This is a genomic window from Neobacillus sp. MER 74 (genome assembly GCF_023714155.1).
The window spans coordinates 344,608-368,012 of the sequence record NZ_JAMAUV010000003.1; the positions used below are offsets into that span (position 1 = coordinate 344,608).

Annotated in this window: 17 protein-coding genes and 2 pseudogenes; 3 read left to right on the top strand and 16 right to left on the bottom strand. The window is 38.9% G+C overall.

Going from position 1 to position 23,405, the window contains the following annotated elements:
* Position 1 precedes the first annotated feature (1 nt).
* The 5 genes from M3610_RS08405 to M3610_RS08425 all read right to left on the bottom strand — a co-directional run bounded on the left by M3610_RS08405 (position 2) and on the right by M3610_RS08425 (position 5,695).
* A complete protein-coding gene (locus tag M3610_RS08405) occupies positions 2 to 1,489 on the bottom strand; it encodes an ATP-dependent helicase ComFA (protein ID WP_251458238.1) in 1,488 nt (495 codons plus the stop codon).
* On the bottom strand, positions 1,459 to 2,466 hold the full coding sequence (locus M3610_RS08410) for a nuclease-related domain-containing protein (RefSeq protein WP_251458375.1): 1,008 nt from the start codon (positions 2,464 to 2,466) through the stop codon (positions 1,459 to 1,461). The genes M3610_RS08405 and M3610_RS08410 overlap by 31 nt, the downstream gene beginning before the upstream one ends.
* Before the next feature lie 365 nt (positions 2,467 to 2,831).
* A complete protein-coding gene (locus tag M3610_RS08415; protein WP_251458240.1) occupies positions 2,832 to 3,680 on the bottom strand; it encodes a DegV family protein in 849 nt (282 codons plus the stop codon).
* A 121-nt stretch (positions 3,681 to 3,801) separates the two neighbouring features.
* Positions 3,802 to 4,488, bottom strand: a complete 687-nt coding sequence (locus M3610_RS08420) for a response regulator (protein ID WP_251458243.1) — start codon at positions 4,486 to 4,488, stop codon at positions 3,802 to 3,804.
* 64 nt (positions 4,489 to 4,552) lie between these two features.
* Positions 4,553 to 5,695 carry a sensor histidine kinase gene (locus M3610_RS08425; RefSeq protein WP_251458245.1) on the bottom strand — a complete coding sequence of 381 codons (1,143 nt, stop codon included), beginning with the start codon at positions 5,693 to 5,695 and terminating at the stop codon, positions 4,553 to 4,555.
* 324 nt (positions 5,696 to 6,019) lie between these two features.
* Here M3610_RS08425 and M3610_RS08430 point away from each other — a divergent pair, with 324 nt between their 5' ends.
* Positions 6,020 to 6,652, top strand: coding sequence for a YigZ family protein (locus tag M3610_RS08430; protein ID WP_098576376.1), 633 nt, complete (start codon positions 6,020 to 6,022; stop codon positions 6,650 to 6,652).
* Between the two features lie 144 nt (positions 6,653 to 6,796).
* Entirely contained in the window at positions 6,797 to 7,801 is a 1,005-nt protein-coding gene (locus M3610_RS08435; protein ID WP_251458247.1) for an LCP family protein, read from the top strand.
* Positions 7,802 to 7,921: 120 nt separating this feature from the next.
* On the opposite strand, the gene M3610_RS08440 is transcribed toward M3610_RS08435, so the two are convergent.
* The 11 genes and pseudogenes from M3610_RS08440 to M3610_RS08490 form a co-directional block, all read right to left on the bottom strand.
* Entirely contained in the window at positions 7,922 to 8,971 is a 1,050-nt protein-coding gene (locus tag M3610_RS08440) for a glycosyltransferase family 4 protein (protein WP_098576374.1), read from the bottom strand.
* A 227-nt stretch (positions 8,972 to 9,198) separates the two neighbouring features.
* Positions 9,199 to 9,945 carry a WecB/TagA/CpsF family glycosyltransferase gene (locus M3610_RS08445; RefSeq protein WP_098576373.1) on the bottom strand — a complete coding sequence of 249 codons (747 nt, stop codon included), beginning with the start codon at positions 9,943 to 9,945 and terminating at the stop codon, positions 9,199 to 9,201.
* Between the two features lie 84 nt (positions 9,946 to 10,029).
* Positions 10,030 to 10,815: pseudogene (gene tagH, locus M3610_RS08450) on the bottom strand (teichoic acids export ABC transporter ATP-binding subunit TagH); the annotation flags it as partial.
* 17 nt (positions 10,816 to 10,832) lie between these two features.
* Positions 10,833 to 11,663, bottom strand: a complete 831-nt coding sequence (locus M3610_RS08455; RefSeq protein ID WP_251458250.1) for an ABC transporter permease — start codon at positions 11,661 to 11,663, stop codon at positions 10,833 to 10,835.
* A 152-nt stretch (positions 11,664 to 11,815) separates the two neighbouring features.
* Entirely contained in the window at positions 11,816 to 11,971 is a 156-nt protein-coding gene (locus M3610_RS08460) for a hypothetical protein (RefSeq protein WP_251458252.1), read from the bottom strand.
* 4 nt (positions 11,972 to 11,975) lie between these two features.
* Positions 11,976 to 13,184, bottom strand: a complete 1,209-nt coding sequence (locus M3610_RS08465; protein ID WP_251458254.1) for a CDP-glycerol glycerophosphotransferase family protein — start codon at positions 13,182 to 13,184, stop codon at positions 11,976 to 11,978.
* Complete coding sequence (tagD, locus tag M3610_RS08470) at positions 13,165 to 13,563, bottom strand: glycerol-3-phosphate cytidylyltransferase (protein WP_098576370.1); 399 nt, start codon at positions 13,561 to 13,563, stop codon at positions 13,165 to 13,167. The genes M3610_RS08465 and tagD overlap by 20 nt, the downstream gene beginning before the upstream one ends.
* A gap of 216 nt (positions 13,564 to 13,779) precedes the next feature.
* Positions 13,780 to 16,104: an SH3 domain-containing protein gene (locus M3610_RS08475; protein ID WP_251458255.1), complete on the bottom strand. Its 2,325-nt coding sequence runs from the start codon at positions 16,102 to 16,104 to the stop codon at positions 13,780 to 13,782.
* 322 nt (positions 16,105 to 16,426) lie between these two features.
* Positions 16,427 to 17,602: pseudogene (locus tag M3610_RS08480) on the bottom strand (CDP-glycerol glycerophosphotransferase family protein); the annotation flags it as partial.
* Between the two features lie 81 nt (positions 17,603 to 17,683).
* Positions 17,684 to 18,568, bottom strand: a complete 885-nt coding sequence (gene galU / locus M3610_RS08485) for a UTP--glucose-1-phosphate uridylyltransferase GalU (protein ID WP_251458257.1) — start codon at positions 18,566 to 18,568, stop codon at positions 17,684 to 17,686.
* A 53-nt stretch (positions 18,569 to 18,621) separates the two neighbouring features.
* Positions 18,622 to 21,747, bottom strand: coding sequence for a CDP-glycerol glycerophosphotransferase family protein (locus tag M3610_RS08490; protein ID WP_251458261.1), 3,126 nt, complete (start codon positions 21,745 to 21,747; stop codon positions 18,622 to 18,624).
* 314 nt (positions 21,748 to 22,061) lie between these two features.
* Here M3610_RS08490 and M3610_RS08495 point away from each other — a divergent pair, with 314 nt between their 5' ends.
* The gene (locus M3610_RS08495; protein ID WP_251458264.1) at positions 22,062 to 23,399 is read left to right on the top strand and encodes a glycosyltransferase family 2 protein; all 1,338 of its coding nucleotides are present in this window, start codon (positions 22,062 to 22,064) and stop codon (positions 23,397 to 23,399) included.
* Positions 23,400 to 23,405: the final 6 nt, after the last annotated feature.

Below are 23,405 nucleotides of genomic sequence, written 5' to 3' on the forward strand. Positions count from 1 at the left end.
TTTACTTGTCGAGTAATTCCCTTTTGATTCCTTCCCGGTTCATTGAGACGATTTGCTTTTTGGCCCTTATCATCTCTTCGGTTTTTCCATAATGAAAATAGGTCACTACCCCCTCTGGATAATCCTTGCTCCTCCCCGCCCTTCCAGCAATTTGGACAAGGGCACTTTCTGAAAAAACAGCATCTTCCGCACCTACCACTGCGACATCAATGTTGGGGAAGGTTACCCCCCGTTCAAGAATGGTCGTCGTCAAAAGCAACGGGATTTCTTTGGCGCGCATTCTTAGCACCTTTTCTTTACGGTCAGGGTCTTCGGCATGGACCGCTTCTACGGATGCATCCAATTGGCGTAAGATAAGGAGAGCTTTTTCCATTAAAGGGATATGAGGAAAAAACACTAGGGCTTGCTTGTTGGCATAAATCCGCTCAGCTATCCAGAGGAGGACGTTGGCCGGGAGCTTATTTTTTTGCAGCTGCTTTTGCCAATTGCCGCACCATTCAAACTTAGGGACCGGGAGCGGATGACGATGGAAACGTGCTGGGATTGTGGTAAATGCGCGTTTTCCAGTGCGGCATTCCCTTTGCCATTTTTGATTGGGTGTAGCAGTCAGGTAAATCATGGCGGAGGACGGTTTTCGGGCCTGGATGGCGGCATACTGAAGCGATTCCTCGACAGTATACGGAAAAGCATCGACCTCATCCAATATAATGGCATCAAAGGCCTGGTAAAAGCGGAGCAGCTGGTGAGTGGTTGCAATGGTAAGGGGAGCATAGACATGGCGGTCCTTACTTCCACCGTAAAGGGATGCAATCTTTATTTCAGGAAAGGCAGATTTCAGTCTGGGTGTGAGTTCTAAGACGACATCAGTCCGAGGCGTGGCAATGCAGATTCTCTTTTTAGCAGCTAGTGCCGCTTCAATCCCAGCGAAAAGAACCTCGGTTTTCCCTGCTCCGCATACAGCCCAGACTAAGTGTTCTTGATTGTGCAAAATAGCGGTGGTGACATGGTCCGATGCAACCTGTTGCCCCTTAGAGAGCGTCCCCTGCCAATGCTTGATGGTTGCGGGAAGGTTGGTGTCAGGCACCGGCCCACTCCAACCGAGAAGAGCGGTGCACGCACTGATCCTTCCCATCATAATGCAATGGCGGCAATAGAGACAGGTTTCTCCACATCTTGAGCATGGGTAGGCAGCAAACCAGTGCGCCTCCTTGTTGCCGCAACGGGCACAAACTGGCTTTTTCCCTTCATAGTAAATTCCACTCCGGTAGGTGATACAGCCATTTTCATAATGGCTTTGGATTTCTTCGAATGGAAATGGGATATCCTCAGGGAGGAGCTGTTTGCCGGTGAGAAGCTGCTGAAGGTCTGGATTGTAGGAGAACGTTGGATGGAGTGGCGGCTGAGGGATGCTGGATAGTTTAGAGATTGGGAATGAGTCTTCTTGTATGGCCGCTGGTATTAATAGGTTGTTTTTAATGATAAAACGCACGGGGGCACCTTCTCTGGATTGAGATAATAAAGACGATCTTTTGTTTTCCCTGACTTTTTTAGATCCAGTTTATGAAGTAGTTTTTGTGTGGTATGAATGGTTGGGAGATGCAGGAAGCCTCTTGCCTCTTGGTTGGTGATTGTTGGCTTGTAGAGGTAGAAATAGTGACTGAGGGTTCTTAGAATGACATCCTTCGAGATCATATGACAGGCAGGGCAGATCCAAACCCCTCTTTTGTAATTCATCGGAATATAATTGCATTCGTTATTCGGACAGCAAACACCACTGCGTATATCCTTTTCTGTTAGATTGTATTCTTTTAGAATGTCAATTGGTTTTAGGCTGTGTTGGCTTAGAAGCAGGTTGCCGATTTGGGACATGGTCTCAATATCGATTCGTTCATGCTTATATCGTTGGTCCATGCCATCAATCTTATTAAAGATGTCTCTTCCTTTGCATATTTTGGAAAAATCCATTTTGTCTTCAGAGTTCGTTTTCAAAATAGTACTTGTGCTTTTGAAAAAAATTAGAGTATCAACAGGGAGTAAATGGCAATGGTTTTTGATCATCCAATTCCTTAGGAGTGATTGAAGTCGTTGACATTGAACACGCGGGTCCTCAAAGGATTCTTCTGTTCCATCTTCATTTTTCCGGATGAGTTGTTTAAAGGTATTATCGAATGTCAATGTGCCTGCTATATTTTTGGCTTCAATAATCAGGATGGATTTTTGCGAAAGTAGAAGGGTATCGATCTGGAAGTGTATGCTGTTGTATTGGAGTTGGAGGTCATGGAAGATGAGGTATATATCTTGTGGAAGTTCTTTAACGTAGTTTGCTAAGGCAACTTCGCCCCAGTAACCAGCCCATCGTTTGGCTAGGTCCTTTTCAATTTCTTGATATTTTCTATGGCCGATAATGAGACGTAGTTTTAGGATTTCTGTTAAAAATAGTCTTTGGGGTGGGGTTAAATCTTTCATGATCAAGTTAATCGTCAGCTCCCTTACCTTTTTTGAGAAATTTCTACAAAGTTTGTATTATTTCCTGCTTAATCATGGGAATTTTTTATGGCTATGTGTCAGATTGATGTCTTTTCTATTGTGGCTGGAAGGATTTCGCCAGATTGGACCTGGATTTCGCCGACTATTGGTGTTATTTCGCCAAACTGGGGGTGAATTTCGCCGTCCCCCGAGCTTATTTCGCCGAATCCTCAATTAATTTCGCCATACCTCATTTTAATACTTTTCAAAACCCATTCCTCCACCACCCCCAAAATTAAAAAACCATTCCGGCCCAAAGGACGGAATGGCAACTAACTTACTAACTTACTAATTTACTAACTTGCTTACCTATCTAATTTTTTCATCCAGCCCAGGCCCATGGCTCCTTCGCCGAGATGGGTACCGATGACGGCGCCGAAGTAACTGATTGTAAATTCGACATTAGGATACGCGGCTGCCAGCTCGTCGCGCCATTCCCTGGCTTCTTCCTCACGATTGGCGTGGATAATGACGGCTTGATAGCTGTTACCACTGGACGCATCCTCATCAAGAAGGTCAACGATTCGTTTCATCGCTTTCTTACGGGTGCGGATTTTTTCAAATGGAACAATGACTTTGTTTTCAAAATGAAGCAGTGGTTTCACTTGAAGAATGCTGCCGATAAAGGCCTGGGCACTCGAGAGACGCCCCCCTCGTTGCAAATGAGCTAAATCGTCCACCATGAAATAGGCACGGGCCGTCATTTTTAATGCTTCTAAATGAGCTACAATCGTTCCTGGATCCTCGCCCTCAGAAGCCAATTTTGCTGCCTCTATTGCATAAAACCCCTGCACCATGCAGCTGATTTCAGAGTCATAGGGGTGCACTGCAATGCCCTCTACCATCGAACTGGCCGCGACTGCCCCTTGAAAGGTGCCGCTGATACCACTGGAAAGATGGATGCTAATGACCGCATCATACTCCTTTGCAAGGCTCTCAAAAAGCTCAACAAACTGGCCGATGGGTGGCTGGGAAGTGGTTGGCAGCTCTTTCATCTTAACCTCTTCGTAAAACTGCCTCCAAGTAATATCCACTTCTTCGTGGTAAACCTCGTTACCAAAGATGACATGTAACGGGATCATATGTATATTCCATTTATCGCGTAGATCCTTTGGGATGTACGCAGTACTATCCGTGACGACGGCTGTCTTCATAAAAAATACCATCCTTATCTTTTTAACTCTATATGGTATTTTATATGAAATTTGGAGAAATTGCATTAATTCCCCAAATAAAAAAGGACATGCTCTTCAGCATGCCCCAAACTAACTCTACTTACTTAACCTCGACCCAGCCATTCTTAATGGCGACAACAACAGCTTGGGTGCGGTCATTGACGTTCATTTTTTGTAAAATGTTGGAGACGTGGTTTTTAACTGTTTTTTCACTGATGAATAAAGCTTCGCCAATACCACGGTTGCTTTTACCATCGGCAAGCATTTGAAGTACTTCACATTCACGGCGTGTCAATAAATGCAATGGACGGCGAATTTCCATTGTTTGGAGGTAAGCCCCGCCACTGCGGGCGACACCCGCTGCCAGCTTGCGGTACTCGTTTACTAAATTATGAGTAACCTTCGGATGTAAATACGATCCGCCGTCAGCGACAACTTTGACCGCTTCAATTAAGGCATCTGCATCCATCTCTTTTAATAAGTAACCAATGGCCCCGGTTTGTAAGGCATGGGTCACATAGTTCTCATCATCGTGAATGGATAAGATAATAATCTTCGTGTCAGGGTATTTGTCGACCAATTCACGCGTAGCTTCGACACCATTCACTTGTGGCATATTGATATCCATAATCACCACATCAGGTTGGAATTCTTCTACTAATCTTAACGCTTCGCTGCCATCCTCACCTTCTGCGACAACTTGGAACGATTTTTCAAACTCTAGTATTCTTTTAACGCCTTCTCTAAATAGTTGGTGATCGTCTATAATGACAATTTTCGTAGTCAATTTTAACGCCTCCTAAGCCTTCTAATTTCGAAATTTTCTCCATTGACGGTAGGTTCATAGTTTTCTAGTTAATTAGTGGGACTCGAATCAGCACAGCGGTCCCCTTACCTATTTTTGAATCAAAGGTAAGCTCACCTTCAAGCAGGTCAACCCGCTCTCGCATTCCAATCATGCCAAATGACTCAGGTTTCTTTTCTGTGATATCAAAACCGATACCATTGTCCTTAATTAAGACGGTAATGGATGCATTGGTTATTTCTAACCGTACTTTGATTTCACAGGCATTCGCATGTTTTAATGCATTTTGCACTGATTCCTGTATCATCCGAAAGAGCGCGACTTCATACTTAGTCGGAAGCCTGCGTTCTAGTCCGATATTCACAAAATCAATTTTTGATTGGTTATGATATTCTTCGATGGTTCGCAAGTATTTTCTGAGGGTAGGGACGAGACCTAAATCATCTAATGCCATCGGACGAAGGTCATAGATAATTCGCCGGACTTCATAAAGTGCCGAACGAACCATTTTTTTAAAGCTACTAACCTCAGAAAAAGCCTCATCCGCGCCTTTTTCCCTATAGACACGTTCAATTAAATCCGAACGCATAATTACATTGGCAAGCATTTGGGCGGGGCCATCGTGAATATCCCTTGAAAGCCGTTTGCGTTCCTCTTCTTGTGCTTCAATGATCTTTAATCCAAAATCTTGCTTGGCTTTGGCATGTTCAAGTACCTCGCCAACCTGCTTCAGATCACTGGTCAAGTAATTCATTACGACTGAAATTTGCGATATCAACTGGTCGGCACGATCAATCGTTTCGTCCAACCCTACTAGACGATTTTCAAGGTCGGATCTTTTATCCAAAAGCTGCTTTTTGTATTGCCAATTAATAGATAGGTCCATTTGCAGTTGATGGGCTTTTTCATAGGCATCACGGACCTCTTCTTCAGAGTAATTTTTAAAATTCATACTGACTTCTGACAGTATGCTCCGCGCTTCAAGGACCTGTTTTTCAAGTTCCTCGCCTTCATTTGTGAGTTTTACCATCATCTGCTTAATATTATCTAATTCATTGATCATATTTTCATAATCCTGACGGCATTGTTCACCGATCCGGAAGATGTCAGTTTTACTGCAAGTAACGGTTTCAATCATTTCTTCACGAATTTCATCAATTGATTTCATATTGATTTGCTTAATCTTCATACCCATTCCTCCGATAAGAAAAGCAATAATCGCTTGGACGCTATCATTAAACAATATTTTAATTTCAAACAAATGATTTCATTATCTTTGGATTTTTACCTACATTCCTTGTAACATATAATACAATGGTTTGAATCAATTTGCTATTCTTAACATACACGTTACCATTAATTTCAGTAAATAGTAGTAGTATAATAGGAGTGGCACTATTTCCCCATAACACAGGTATTTACTACTTTTATCTGTTTTATTATAACATGTATATTTTACTGCCATATTAAAGTTATATTACACCATTATGAAATTTAGGAAGGAGCTCACTGAATGCTGCCTCGATATCATACAGTCAAAAAAGCTGGTGAACATGAAATTATTATTCAAAAATCACGATTTATTGCCCACGTCAAAAGAACGGAAACTGAATTGGAAGCACAAGAATTCATTCAAGCCTTGAAAAAAAAGTATTGGGATGCCACCCATAACTGTTCTGCCTATCTCATTGGTGAGAATGATCAAATTCAAAAAGCCAATGATGATGGAGAACCAAGCGGTACAGCTGGCGTGCCGATTCTTGAGGTTTTGAAAAAAAGAAAACTAAAGGATACTGCCGTGGTCGTTACCCGTTATTTTGGCGGCATCAAATTAGGGGCCGGCGGTCTAATCCGCGCTTATGGGAAATCTACATCGGAAGGACTAGATGCTGTCGGAATCGTCGAAAGAAAGTTGATGCAGGTCTTCCATATTACAATTGATTATTCTTGGCTTGGAAAGATTGAAAACGAATTAAGATCGTCCATTTATATTCTAAAGAATATTCAATACCAAGAAAATGTCGAATTTGAAGTATTTGTGGAAGAGGAACAGCAGCAGACATTTATAGAATGGATCACTGAATTAACAAATGGACAAGCCGAAATGGCAAAAGGAGAAATGACCTATCTGGAAACCGATATTTAGGCTTTCTCTGCTTTCACTTTGTCCAAATGAAGGAAATTTAAATTTACAAAAAATTTCATTTTACCAATCTCTATAAATATTATAAAATAGAATAGATTTTCAACAAAAGCTGACATTTTTCTACTTTATACTAGGAGGCAATCTATGTCTATCAATAGACAGGTTTATAAGAATAAGAAAAAAGGTAAGAAAAAACGAAAACGAATTTTGTTATGGATTATCATGCCGATTCTATTATTGATTGTCGGTGCAACAGCATACGGTGGATTTCTATATAACAAAGCAGAATCTGTTATGAATAAATCCTATAAGCCGATTGAACGCGATAGCAAGCAGGCGAAGAATGTGGAACTTGAAAATACGTCAATCCTATTTATTGGTGTCGATGATAGTGAAAAAAGAAAGGGAAGCGGCAGTTCTCGTTCCGATGCGTTAATGCTGGCTACTTTTAACAAAGAAGATAAATCTATTAAACTATTAAGTATCCCACGTGATTCCTATGTTCATATTCCCGAGAAGGATATTTATACAAAAATTAATCACGCTCACGCGTACGGCGGCGTAAAACTGACGCTTGAAACAGTCGAAGAATTACTTGATGTTCCTGTCGATTATTATGTAAAAATGAACTTTAACGCGTTTATTGATGTCATTGATGCTCTTGATGGTGTCAAAGTAGACGTCCCATTCACCTTCTCTGAACAGGATTCCAAGGACCATGCCAAAGCTATTACCTTGAAAAAAGGTTTACAAGAACTAGATGGTGAAGAAGCTCTGGCATTTGCACGGACCAGAAAAATTGATAATGATATTCAAAGAGGTCTTCGCCAGCAGCAAATCTTTAAGGCGATTCTCGCCAAAGGTGCTTCCATTAAGTCCATTACCAATTACACCGATGTCATGGAAGCGGTCGGGAAAAACATGTCGACAGACTTAACGTTTGATCAAATGAAATCATTTATCAGCTATGTCCAGGCTGGATCTGGAATTGATGTTGAATCGATGTCACTAAAAGGATCTGACTCCTATATTGATCGTGTTTATTATTATCAACTTGACGAAGCAGCTTTAGAAGAAACAAAATCTAAACTGAAAGCACATCTAAACTCAACGGCAACAGCAAGTACAACAGAAACAGAAACAGAATAAACCAAAGAACCCGGATCTTTAAAGAATCCGGGTTCTATTTTTTGCATAACTTTCGAGAAAAAGAAAACAATAAAAGGGTAATCCAGTTGAGATTTACCATTTTTAACTATTCTATTAGATTTATCTGTTTTTGTTCAGTAACCCCATAATACGGAGAAGCGGCCGATAATTTTTATTAATTAATCCAATCGTTTCAACGAATAGTTCAATCGCTAGCACAATAATGGTCATGATTAAGATTGAACCCCAAACGGTTGTGATGGTAAAAATAAAGGCTGCAAGGCCAAACATGGCGCTCATTGCATAAATTAACAGAACCGTTTCACGATGTGTAAACCCTAGTTCTAGTAAGCAATGGTGTAAATGGGATTTGTCTGGAGCTGCTAATGATTTCTTGTTGTAAATTCGACGAATGATAGCAAAGAATGTATCTGAAATGGGAACACCTAAAATAATGATTGGAACAACAAACGAGATTAATGTTACATTTTTAAAACCGAGCAATGAAAGGACCGAGATCATATATCCAAGAAAAAGAGCACCAGAATCACCCATAAAAATTTTAGCTGGATGAAAATTATAAATCAAAAATCCTAACGTGCTTGCTAGAAGGATTGTCCCCATTGCGACTACATAGCCATTCCCCATCACAATCGCCATTCCAGAAATAGTGATAAAGGCGATTGAGGATACACCAGCGGCCAAACCATCCAAACCATCAATCAAATTGATGGCATTCGTAACACCAACAATCCAAATGACAGTAATCGGGATACTGAAGATCCCAAATTCTAAGTAGCCGTTAAACGGTAAGTTAATAAATTCAACTTCCACGCCGCCCCACATAACAACAATCAGAGCTGCAATGATTTGTAAAGCAAATTTTACTTTGGCTGATAATTCATAGATATCATCTAACATACCAGTAGCCAATATAATGACTCCCCCAGCAATAATGGCTGCATGGTAGGGGCTATATGGTTGGAGAATTAGTATACCGAAAAGGAAACTAATATAAATCGCTAACCCGCCTAAACGCGGCATAATTTTAGAATGTACTTTGCGTTGATTAGGACTGTCCGTTGCTCCTAATTTAAAAGCCAATTTTTTCACAATTGGAGTAATTAAAATGGAGCATAAAAAACATAATATTAAGGTCAGATATAACATGAAGACCCTCCCTATTAGTATAATGCCCCATTAATAAATTTTAGAAACAGGCACATATTTCTAAGTACACTACAACGAACATATTATAGCACACCCAATTTTACTTTGGTATAAGTTAATAAATTGTCGAAAAATTACGACTATAACAAAATAATTAGACCTATTAATGCCAATATATTCTCTTATAATGTAAGACATAAGAATGCTACAAAAAGTTACATTTTTTATTAACCTTCAGTTCTTTTTCTCGTTAATTTTACTTTAAAAATTTGTGATAAAAATTTAGGGATGGCAAGCATTCTTCTCCACCTTGAAGGCTGAGTAATCAAACGATAAAACCATTCGAGGTTTATTTTCTGCCAGATTCGCGGGGCCCGTTGGACTTCGCCAGCGAGCACGTCGATGCTTCCCCCCACCCCCATAAATAATCCCTTTGAAAAATGCGGAAGATTTTCTTTAATCCATTTTTCTTGTCTAGGAAAACCCAAAGCAACAAAAATAATATCCGGACCTTTGGCTTTAATCTCAGAGGTTATTGTGTTTTTCTGCCAATCAAAAAAACCATGATGGCTGCCTGCAATATGTATCTGGTTAAATTGCCTTTGGATAGTTGCTACAGCTTTTTGATTTGTTTCTTCCTTTCCACCCAAGAGGTAGATGCTCCATTTGTTCTTATTCGCCTCCTCTAGAAGTCGAATAGTTAAGTCATATCCAGTGACACGCTCATAAATAGGTTGATTCAATATTTTCGAAGCAATAATAATCCCAGCACCATCAGGGACAATCATATCAGCGGATTGAACAATCGTCAGATACTCTGGATGATCATTTGCATACATAACAATTTCTGGATTTGCCGTTACGATGAAGTACTTTTTTTGGTCGTGAATGGCTTTAATAAGTATTTCCACTACTTCATTAAATCTTTTATTTAAAAAGTTAATCCCTAATATATTAACCAAATTAGTTTTCATATTTAGAATCCTCTTAACATTTTTCCTCAAAATTATTTATGTAAGAAAACTCGCCCACTGGCGAGTTATTTAAATTGTAGCTAAGCCTCTTTGTTTTTCCATTACTGCTTCACGGAATTTTTTCTGTTCCACATCAGTCATTGATTTATATTTCTTTAAGAAGGTTTCGTATTTTGGAATAACCTCTTTAACAGGACCAAATTCTTTTATTTCGCCGTACTCAAGCCAAACTGCCTTTTCACAAAATTCCTTTATCTGTCTCATGGAGTGACTAACAAAGAAAATCGTTTTTCCCTTTTCTTTAAAGTCAAACATCTTTTTCTTGGATTTTTCTGCAAAAACCTGATCTCCTACTGACAAAGCTTCATCAACGATGAGAATATCAGGGTTCACGGTAACAGAGATTGCAAAACCAAGACGAGATTTCATCCCGCTTGAGTACTTCTTAACCGGCTGGTCAATAAATTTGCCTATATCGGCAAAATCAATGATTTCCTGTTCCATATCTTTAATCTCTTTCTTTTTGAAACCAAGCATTAAACATTTTAATTCTATATTTTCCCTGCCTGTTAATTGATTATCAAGCCCCGAGGAAATGGCAATAATTGAGGTTGTACCTTTTGTGATGACCTCGCCGGAAGTAGGGGGAATTACCCCTGCAATAATATTAGACAAAGTCGACTTACCAGAACCATTAACCCCAACAAGACCAATTACATCACCGCGATTGGCAGTAAAGGATATATCCTGAAGTGCATAAAAATCCTCCCCATACCCCCCTGGTAAAATTACGTCGAGAAGTTTTTCTTTTGGTGACCTATGCATCTTATACTTTTTAAAAACATTTTTGACATTTACTGTTTCATTCATTTGGATTCACCACCTATTTACAAGTAATCCACAAAGCGATTTCTAAATTTTAAATGCAAGACAGCTCCAATCATGAATAATCCAATGACAGTTATCCAGAAATATAAAGTATATTCCGGGTATTCAAGCGGATACCACGTTGTACCAAGTAAGGCTGCCCTGTAGCCCTCTACAATATAGTATAAAGGATTTATTTTTAATAAAAAGGCATAATCAATTCCATTTATCACTAAATCATCAACATGCCATAAAAAAGGAGTAACATACAACAGCATTTTTAATATGGACTGGACCACCTGCTGTACATCCCTGACAATTGTTGAGAGAGTGGATGTCACTAGTGCAAGTCCTAATAAAAATAGTAAGGTTGCCAGCATAAAATATGGTAATTGAACAAAATATACCGTTAGTTTAAAATCGGTAAATTGTAAAAAAATAGTAACTACAACCACTAACATTAGGTGGGTATAAAAATTTGCCATAATCACAAATGATGGAATGGCACTCATGGGAAAACTCATTTTCGAGATCAATTGTATTCTAGAATAGATAGACCTAGAAGAAGCAGAAATAGCTGGATTCACAAAGAACCAGACAATCATTCCTGTGACCATCCAAATAAAAAACGGAACATCGATACCATTTTCCATCGGAACCTCTCGGCCTTTCCGAATTCCGGCTCCAAATACAAACCAATATATGGTCAACTGAATCATTGGATTCAGTATTTCCCAAAATCTGCCGAGATAATTATTCGTATTCGCACTCTTTAGTTCAAAGGCAGATAACCTCAGGATCAGGTAAAAGGAACTGATTTGTTCCTTTACAATAGCAATCATCGATTTCATGAAAATTGTCCTTCCTATAGCTAATAATAACCTTGTTCATTATACATTAATTTCTCCAAAGGGACATAATAAAAACAAAGCTTCGACATGAAAATATCGAAGCTTGTCATATTTATTAAATTGGCTGTGTTAAATTTGTCTGTTGATTTCCGTTACAGGCACATCGCTTTCCGCGGGCGTGCCGGGGAGCCTCCTCGTCGCTTTGCTCCTGCGGGGTCTCCCCTGCCCCGTACTCCCGCAGGAGTCTTCGTGCCTTCCACTGCAATCAACAGATTGCCAAAATCGACATTATTCTTTAACACAGCCATTAAATTAATACCCAGTACTCTTTGCCTTAAAACTCTCTTCAGCAAATATGTACTGCACAAGGTTTTGGCTTGAACAGCCTTTAGAATATTGGTTCCATTTTTCTGCATAATATTCGACAAGGCTAAGGTCGAAGCGGTTGTTTTGAATAAGGTCAATAATTGATTGGGTATCTTTGACAAGCGGTCCTGGTAAGTTGTCTTCAAATCCTTCCATTAGACCACGATGTTCTTTATACTCATCTAAATCGTAGGCGAAAAAGATGATCGGTTTATGTAAGATTGAAAAATCGTAGGGAATCGACGAATAATCAGTAATCAAATAATCAGCGGCAACCAGTAGTTCATTAATATCATACTGACTTGAGGAAAGGTCAACAACGAAATCTGAGTATCGCAGGACATACTCATCCTTGTGAACAATTGCCGGATGTAACCTGAGAATTAACCGATAGTCTTGTCCTAACTCATGTGCCATTTTTTCAACCTCTAAGACAAGGTTAAAGTGTTCTAACTCATGGTCTCGATAAGTAGGAGCATAGAGAATAATTTTTTTAGCTCTCAAGCTAGGATGTTGATGTAGTAAGGTGTCGATTGCCTTTCGTTTTGCCTCTTCATTATAGAAGAAATCAGTTCTTGGGACGCCTGTCGGCAGGATATTCTCCTTTTTGAGGTTAAAAGACTTCATAAAAATCTCTGTCATCACATCCGAGCCGGCTATTACTCGATCAAATTTCCTGTATACCTGTAAAAAACGCTCTCTCGCACGATCGGTTCTCGTTTTAATCGATTCATCTTCCAGACCGAACTTTTTCATCGCCCCCGAGGCATGCCATAACTGAATACACTTGACTTCTTTTTTAAAGGTTACGGCAGCTAGAAAGCCAAAGTAGTTATCAATAAAAATATGGCGGGAAGTGGCTATATGAAATACCGCTTTCAGCCAATTCATGATATGTTTCGCTTCAAAGAGAATAGTTGTGGCCTCTTGAACATCCTTAAATTTAGGGAACACCTTTTGTTCGCAGAGAAACACCACATCAGTTAAAATGTGCTGCCTGCGAATTTCTTCATACACATACTGGGTGTTATCACCAAAACTAACCACAAACGTGGTTTTGTTTCTTAGCGGCCACAGACTAAATATGGAAAACAGGCACTTAAAGACAAATAAATAAAAACAAATGGCTAGTTCCCTAACCATTTGTGACAGCATTTAAATCTTCTTTTATTTGTGAAGTAGAAATCCCGATTGTTCTTGGCAGGTAAACCACTTCACAATATTCTTTAAGAAAGTCAAATTTGCCTTTCCAATCATCACCCATCACAAAAACATCAATTTCATGTTTGATCACGTCTTGAATTTTTTGGTCCCAAGTATTTTCAGGAATCACTTCATCCACAAAACGAATGGATTCTAAAATTAACTTTCTGTTTTCAAAGCTGTGGTAAGCTTGTTTATTCTTGCCTTTATTGAATTCATCTGTGGATAGACCAACAACTAAATAATCTCCTAAGTCTTTGGCACGGCTAAGTAAATTTATATGACCAAAATGTAATAAATCAAATGTTCCATATGTTAACACTTTTTTCATAAGAGTAACTCCTCCTGCTATTAGTATTCGGAAAACGCGGCAATATTTATTCAAAATCAAAAATTATTTTTCATTTTTAATGTAGTTGACTTCACCAAATCATTATAAGACTATCAAACTTAAAATTCAAATAAGAACTGAATAATTTCCATCAAAATACCATTAATTACTTAAGTTTATTGAAAAAGCTGACTTGGTGAACAAGTCAGCCCCTAACTATTTCAGTTCTTGAGTAATATACATTTTACTAACCCAGCCTTTGCTTCCATTGGCTGTTTTCACTTGATACCATGTTTTCGTCCCATCCATCGTTACTGTGCCATCTGCTTTCATGATAAGAGAAACATAATCATTTAACGGCAGCTTTCCTAGCGAGGAATTGGATGTGGATGGCCCGGTTCGGATATTTAACTCCGAAACTGTCACTCTCCCTAGATTTTGAACAGATATGTAGTTTTTATAGTTGCTGAAGTCTACATCATTGGTCCAGTATTCTTTATTGTCCACTTTCACCCGCAGCCAAAAGTCATTAGTTTTTTCCAGGACAGTAAAGGAGGTTCCTCTTTTCATCGTTTTCACTGCATCATATACGCCCTTTTTACTATTTAGAACAATTTGTTTATTTGCAGGGATGGTAGCAATGGCGACGATATCAGCGGGAAACTTATCTCCGCCAGCAGGAATTAACGGCCTTTGAGGGATATTGGCATCGGGATCTGCCTTTGCATAATAGGCTTTATCATAGGAAAGAATCTTTTCCATATGCTGGCTGATTGCTTTACCCCAATACGGATCAGTAGCATAAAAGAAGTTCATGCCCTCACTACTAGCATCAATTCTTGCATTCGTTAATGATGTGGTACCAAAACCCAGATATGCCCCTTGAAACTTCCAATTAGCTGGATTTAAGTACGTAGATTTCATTTCACGGGCAATAAAGTCAATACACAACTCTACACTAGCAAAACGATAGGCAGCTACAAATGGCGCTGCATCATAGGCACCAAAGCCAAATAAGTTGTTCTTGGTAATCGAAATGCTAGAGGTTCCATAGGCACTCTCATGAATGGCATGGGCTGCCAAGTAAATTGGATTGACCCCATACTTTCGCCCGGCATCAATAAATACCTGTCCTTTATTCGTCAAAATACTCGGCTTCCCCGTATTTTTTACATAGCCAGCAATATAATTATTAATCTGACTTGCGTTAACAGGAGATTGAGTCCTTAAATCAATAAACTGATAGGTATCCCTCGTGCCCATTGGATCACCCGTTATCACCTGTTGAAGGTACGTGCCAAAAACATAGCCGCTTTTCCCGGCATAGCTGACCTTATACCAGCCATTAGACGTCTTGCTGGTTGGAATAATGATTGTTCCTTTAGGAATCGAGGTTAAAATGGCAGCTGTTGTCGCCGCAGCTTGTCTAACATTTAATTGATCCATAACCGCATAAGTTGTCTTCGTTATGGCTTGCTCGGCAATGGTATCGGTTGGAGGAATGTTTTCCCCATCGTTGTCAGTTCCTCCCTTGTCGGGTGTCTCGGCAGGCTTAGCATATTTCGAAATATCGCCGCCATAGACATAGCCAGATTTCCCGTTATAGGAGACTTTATACCAATCTCCGATTCTTTGCTTAGAAGAAATAATTGCTTGTTTTGGTATTTTTACTAGTTTTGTATAGGTTTTTCCATAGGATGCGTACAAATAGGTATCTAGTTTGGCTTGATAGTCCGCGGCCGCAAAGGATGTTATCGTGGCCTTGCTTACATCCCCGCTATAAACATAAAGTGTTTTTCCATTATAAGAGACCCGATACCAGACCTGGCCGACGCTATTTACTACTTGATAAGCAGAATAAAGTCCGTTTCCGCTTGCGAGGCTGTATACCGCACTCTTCTTTGTATCTGGAGTAGAGTATAGCTTTACGGTTTTTTTTGTAAAATAATAGCCTCCGCTTATTGCACTATATTTATAGTATTCCTTTAAAAAAGTTCCTTTTACCCATCCAGTAGTTGTTACATTTTTACCTTTAGAGGAATAGGTGTAGGTCACCTTATACCAATCCGTTATTTTCTCCGCGCTTGTGATGGTCTTGCCCTTTGGAATTAAAAGCAATGTTTTATATCTCGTGCTGGCTCCTGAGCGGATGTTAACATTATCGGTGGTCTGATACGTTGTTTTTGCAAATTTAACCGTTTTTGGTGCTGTAGAAATTTTCTTGATATAGGAGGCGCTAACCCAACCTATTTGGACGACTTTCTTCCCTTTTAGGGTATATTGGTACGAAACCTTTACCCAGGTGCCTTTTTGTTCAGTGGCAGTGATCGTTTTTGATTTAGGGACCTGAAGGATTGCTTTATATTTTGTCGAAGGACCCGTTCGCAAATTAACATTGTCAGTCGTTTGGTAACTGATATTTGCTAATTTTATAGTGCTGGCGGCATAGGCAAGTTGCACCTTTGATGGAATAATTGGGGTGACAACCTCTCCTACTAATAAACTAGTAGATAAGAGAAGAACTTTCCCGATATTTCTCATTGACACACCTCCCTGTCGGATTTTGAATGCTGCATTTACGATTTTTCTACAAAAATATAAAAAAACTCAAATTATGCCGAAAGTTGCATCCTCCCATTAAATCTGGGAAAATATAACGTTATCAAATTCTATTATCGCTGATATCCTCTTAATTTTAAATAGTTTCCAATAAATACTTGTTGCAATCTGAAAAAATAGGTCAATTTACTCATGAGAATTAGGGAAATTCTTCGGAGAATTTGTCACCAATCACTGCTCTATGTGGGATAAAATGACAAAAACACCCAAATTTCTACCTTGGGTGTTTTCGATCCGTTTATTTTCAATTCTTTAAAATGACTTCATTGACCACTCTTTCTGCCGCATGCCCATCTTCTAGGTAACAAAACTGTTGATAAAAATCATTCATCCGTTCATTTGAAACCGTAGGATTGACTTGGTCTTTAATAGCAGCAATCACTTCTTCAGTTGTTTCGACGAGCGGTCCTGGTGCTTTTTCTTCAAAATTAAAGTAAAAACCTCTTATATCGTCCTTATATTCCTCAAGATCGTAGGTAAAGAATATCATCGGCCGTTTCAAATTCGCATAATCAAAAAATACAGACGAATAATCCGTAATCAGTAAATCACTGATTAAATATAGTTCTCGGATGTCCTCATGCTTGGAAAAATCCCAAGCAAAGCCTTTATACGCCTCCAAGTCAAAGTTTTCAGCGACTAGATAATGCATCCGGAGAATGATAATATATTCATCCCCGAGGTCTTGTTTAAGTTTTTCCAAATCCAACTGCAAATCAAGCTTATATTTACCTTCTTGATGAAATTGATTGTCGCGCCACGTCGGCGCATAAAGGATCACCTTTTTATCCTCAGGAAGCTGATGCTTCTGCTTAAATTCCTTGGCACGATCGTCACGATCATCTTTATAAAAAATATCATTTCGTGGATAACCCGATTCAATCATTTCTTTATCGAATTTAAAGGCACGCTTAAATATTTCTGTTGAATACCGATTGGGAGAAATTAAATAATCCCAGTTCCGTGATTCAAGATAAAATTCTTGCTTATACTGCTCCGTCGTTGTCCCTGCCATGAGCACTTCTTTCATATCATGGGCCAGCTTTTTCAAGGGGGTCCCATGCCATGTTTGCAAGTAAATGGTCTGCTTTGGCTTCGGAATCCACAGGGGCATCCGGCTATTCGTTACCCAAAACCTTGCCCTCGCCATCAAAAACAGCCATTTTACCGAAAAGCGTCGGGCATACGGAATTCCTTTCTCAACAAAGCCTTTTTCAAACCGGGGATCGACACTCCAAATAAGTTCATATTCAGGATGATTTCTTTGCAGGTATTCGTAAATCGCCCGAGGATTACAACTGTATTGCTTGCCAAGAAAGCTTTCAAACATAATTAATTTTTTCTGTGGCGGGAAAAGTGAAACCAACTGAAATAACCATTTGTATCCTGCTATTACTAACTTTTTCACGGATGATACCAATAAAACCGCGCTCCTAACCGTTGAAGAAGAAACACTGAAAGGGCTGCATAAAAAAAAGCAGCCTCGTGTTTACTCAAAAAACTATTTATTCATTTTCACTTCTTGATTAACCAGTTTCACTAGGTACTCAAGCAATTGCTCCCTTAGTTCCTCTCTGCTTAAAGCCATTTCAATCGTTGTCTTAATAAAACCAAATTTCTCACCCACGTCATAGCGGATTCCTTCAAAGTCATAGGCAAAAACATCCTGGATACTATTCAAGCGTTGAATCGCATCTGTCAGTTGAATTTCACCGCCTGATCCTGTTTCTTGATTTTCAAGGAGATCAAAAATCTCAGGTGTTAAAATATATCTTCCCAAAATGGCAAGATTTGATGGCGCTAACTCGACGGGCGGCTTTTCAACAAAATTTCTTACCTCATACATGCGTCCATCTTGCCGGCTGGGATCAATAATCCCGTAGCGGTTTGTTTCTTCCATTGGAACGGGCTGCACCCCAATAACAGAAGAACCTACTTTATCATATATGTTCATTAACTGTTTTAATGAAGGCACCTTTGCTTGGACAATATCATCCCCTAATAACACCGCAAATGGCTCATTGCCAATGAACTTTCTCGCACACCAAATCGCATGACCTAACCCTCTTGGCTCTTTTTGTCTTATGTAATGTATATCAACATTCCCGGGCTTACGAACTTCTTCGAGGAGCTCGAACTTCTCTTTACGAGCTAAATTTTCTTCCAGTTCAAATGCGCTGTCAAAGTGATCTTCGATGGCTCTTTTCCCTTTACCGGTTACGATGATAATATCTTCAATTCCTGATTCGATTGCTTCTTCCACAATATATTGAATCGTTGGTTTATCAACGATTGGCAGCATTTCCTTCGGCATTGCTTTCGTAGCAGGTAAAAACCTTGTGCCCAATCCCGCTGCTGGAATAATCGCCTTTTTGACTTTACTCATTTTTATGTCTCCTTATTTCGTATTCAAATTATGATCCATTCTAAATTTCTGCATCAATCTAATATTTGATAAAACGATGCCATTGCCTTTTTATTGTATTCTTCTGGAATAAATTCATCAAGCTTAATATCCAGCTCATTTCCCGCCAATTGAGTGAGACCTTTTTCCAGCCCTTCAATGCTATTTTCAACTAATAACCCATACCGCCCATTTTCCAATACATTTCGATTCGCAACAATATCTGTCGCAATGATTTTCATCCCATGGGTCATCGCCTCTAGTAACACCATTGGCTGGCCCTCATAATGGGAGGAAAGAACAAAACAATCGCATTTCTTCATTAATATAAATGGGTTCTCTAATTGGCCCATCAAGTATACAGAATCTGATAGCTCCAATTCCGCAATCAAATTCTCCAAGTCATTCCTTAACGGACCTTCACCTAGAATAAACAACTTTGAATTGGGGAATTTCTGCTGAAATTGACTGAAGGCCTTAATCAAGTTATCCTGGCCTTTTTCAGGAGATAATCGTCCCATCGTAATGAAATTATAATTTTCTGCAAGCGGCTGAGGAGGGATCACTGTTTCTTCAATCGTTTCAAGTTTTTCTTCTATTTTAGTTGGAACCACTAGTTTGTATTTTTTCGAATGGAGCATTTTATACAACGGAGGATGGATCTTGGAATGAAGTTGCTTCCTTCCATCATATTCCCGAACAATCGTCAATGCCGACGAATCAATCCAGCCAATCATGGTTCCCTTGATAGAAAGCCGGCTATAGATTCCTTGCTGTGTTCTTGCTTCTTCATCTACATCGACTAATCGACCTTTATAATCCTTGCCAGAAGCGACTTTCTCTGTTCCTTCTAGATTATAGGGCATACTCCAAATGTCATATCTATTTCCATGAGAAATAATCGCTAATTTCTGCACGGGCGTATGGAATAAGACACGATCTGGAAGCAATTCAAAACAGCCTTGGTCAAGCCAGCCAACGATCCGGTCATCGATACTAAATTTATAATAATTAGTAGACTTTGTTTGCACCTCTCGTAAAATGGCGACTTCCTCGTTTAGGTATTTCAGAGCTGGTGCCACTTCAGCTGCTCCGCTTACGACAGGTGGTCTGTTCCAGATTACCTCGCTTTTTGGATTCGTGATCCTTGCACTTGCTTTAAAGACCGTATTACTGATGATTTGGTCTTCAGCGATAACCTCATTGATTATCGATTTCGTTATACTTTCTGTCCATTCTTCATTCCCTAGTCTCAGAATTTTCTCTGGATTAATCGAGTTCATGACAAAATCAAATTTAAATTCCTCAGCAAATTCCGCTAAATTACTTCTGTTTAGCTCCATTGTTGCTGGTGATACACTTACCAGTTTGTCAAACCGATCATAGACGGAAAAGAGACCCCGTAAATTTATTCGATGGGGACGACGCCCATTAATGACCTTTTCACTATCCGAACGGATGTCATTATGCATATAACAGATTTTTTTCTTTGCATCGGAAGCAAGCAAATATTTGGCCCAATACAAGCTGTAACCACTAAAATCGATGGCATAATCAAATTGTGCCCGACCTGATAATCTGTTGTATTCCCGCTTATAGGCGTTCTCTGGGTAAAGTTTTTTGGTCACTTTACTATGTGCTCCTCGATTATGAACAAATTTATCCCGATACACTTCAAAAAGACTATGTACTTCTAATCCATTTCGAAACAAGAACCTAGCATTCTTATTTACCTTTGCGATATTATTTAAGGTTTCTTTCGATTTTGGTGATTTCATGAAAATACTAACATCAAACTTACTAAAGTCAATATTGTCGACTAGATTGATAAAGGATGAGGTAATGCCATTGTTTTGCAACCCGCCCGGATAAATAAGGATTTTCTTTTTTTCCCGGTCCAATTGATTAATGATATTGATTGGAGTCTTTTCCTGGTTAAAGACGTATTGGACGATTCTAGCCGTCACCTTTCCATCATCATGTGATGTGAATTTGTTTTTTGCTGCCTGATAGACAGAGCGATAGCTATCACTTATTTTTTTAATATCTTGAACGGCGTCAGCTACTTCTTCGATGGTAAAGAGCGTAGGTCCTGGTAGTTCATCCTCGGATAAATACATACCTCTTTCTTCCTGGTAATCGTCATAATCCCAAATATAGAATAATATTGGTTTTTCAGTTACAAGGTAATCAAAAAAGATACTCGAGTAATCGGTGATTAAAAGATCCACAGTACTTAACAGCTCGTTAGTATCTACAAAGTCCGGAACTAAGATCTCTTTAATTTCAGTAAATTTCTTCGCTTGATTATACAAAAAGGGATGAACTTTGATTAAAAGGTTATACTCGTTTCCTACCTTTTGCCTCAAATAGGTCATTTCACTAATGATTTGGAACATATCATTTTTTGCTTTTGATACATTTGTCCCTTTCCATGTAGGTGCATACAGAATCGTCTGTTTATTTTTATCGATTTCTAGCCCTAATCGAGTGAGTAAAGAATGAAATCTATCTGCATCAGTATGATAGGTTAGATCTATTCTTGGATAGCCTTCTTGAATAATTTCTCCATTATATAGTCCGTTTAGTTTATAACTTTTAAGAAACATTTTGGTTGTATGGTCATTGGGACTTAAGAGATAATCCGCACTAAGAAAATTCCTCACTACATTCTGCGAGTGGGCTGGATTTCCAGGGATATCAAATCCCATTCTTTTTAACGGAGTCCCATGCCAGGTATTAATATAGACTTGCTCTTTTTTGGGAATAAAAAAAGGCTGAAAGGTAGAATTATTAATCAAGTACTTGCTCGTGGCTAACCACTTAAGATATTCCTTTGAATTCCGTTTCACAAATATCACATTTTTCAAGTCTTTATAGTTGGCGATCACGCTTTCTAACTCTTTCTCATGATGGATTGACCAAATATGTTTGAAATGCTGAAATTCGGGGTGATGTAAGAGGTATTTAAAAATAGCATATGGGCTATCGGTTACACTTTTTCCGTCCCTGCTTTCATAAAGTATAGTATGGTCCCTCACCTTTGATTTTTCATAAAATCTTCTATACTGAAAATTTCTGCGATGATTGGCCTTTCTAACATAATTATAGAGGGGTCCGAAAATAAATTTAATTCTTCTTTTTAAAACCTTTTTATTCATGAACATCTACAGCTCCCTTACCAGTTCACTTTCTTCTAATTTTTTATTAGTTATTCTTACCATTTTTGATGCATTATATGTACGGAGCTGACCATCTACTTTTTCTAAACGACAAAAAAGCAAATGGATATCAGGATTTCCCGGTCATCCATTTGCTTGATAAAGAACTTCCAATATTGTTCGTAGTGTAATAATAACTAGCAGTTGTTGCGAGATTGTTGAATTCTGATTACAAGGAATATTGTACTCATCCAGACACTCTACTATAATGAATACAATACCTACCACAAATACAGTTAAGGGGCAGTTACCGCATGCTTTTTTCGATGATCATTCCTGTCTATAATGCAGAGAAATATGTACAAGAAGCGATTGAAAGCCTTATCCATCAAACAGTTGACTTTAAACAAAATGTCGAAATAATTCTTGTTGATGACGGAAGTACCGATCAATCAAAAGATATCTGTCAAAACTACGTCAACCAATATCCTAGTAATATTAAATATGTTTACCGTGAAAATGCCGGTCCTGGCAGTGCAAGGAATACCGGCTTTGATCATGTATCACCACATTCAGATTATATTGGTTTTCTAGATGCCGATGACCTTCTGTCTGAGGATACACTTGAAAAAGTGGGTTCTTTTTTTTCGCGGAATTCTGAAATACAACTAGCTGTGATTCCTCTCTACCATTTTGAACGAATCGATACTCCGCACAGATTGAACTATCGTTTTGAGCAAGGAGACCGTGTTATCCATATTCTCGAGGAGTATACGGCGATTCATTTTCATATTGGCGGATGCTTTTTTAAAGCGAAACATTTCCTAACTAATCCGGATTTGCGATTTCAAACCGACATCAAATTTTGGGAGGATGCCCTCTTTATCAATACCTTTTTATTAGAGCACAAGCAATATGGGGTAGTCTCGGAAGCAAAATATCATTACCGCCGACGTGTCGATGAGGATTCACTTGTTAGTAATGCTTGGTATCAAAAATCACGATACACGGAAATGATTAGACGCTGTTATTTAACGTTGATTAACGAATCAAAGAGCCGTTATAACGAGATCCTCCCTTATGTGCAGTTTTTAATCACGTACCATATTCGGTTGTATCTTTTTCCAAAGAACAACCCGATAATCTTTGAAGTATTAACCAAAGAAGAACAAGATGAGTTTTTCGAGGAATTTGTGAAGTTAATTCAACTGTTTGATCAGAAATACATCAAGGAACAGGACATGCCTTTTTATTATAAAACCTATTTGTTAAACCTAAGTGAAAATGGCTGGCCGTACAAAGAAAATATAAGTCCCAAGAAGATTGAAAAACAGAAAGTAGTCATAACTGAATGTCATCACCGTGCATTAAAGTGGACAATAAAAGGTCACTTCATGAATAAAGTCTATTTTATGAAGGAAAATGATCGGCTGTTTATCCAGGCGAAAGACAAGATCACGTATTTGCCAAAAGTCGAAATTCCAGGAAAACTGCGGATCATCTGGGGAACCGTCGTCCGAAACTACGAGCATGCTGGTTTTGAAACCACTTTGCCCTTCTATCGGAGTAAATTCCAATTCGGCCTAGAAACCGAATCCGGCAGGAAATACATGTTAAACAAAGTAAACTTGAAAGAAGTAGAGTTGAATTAATTGAAC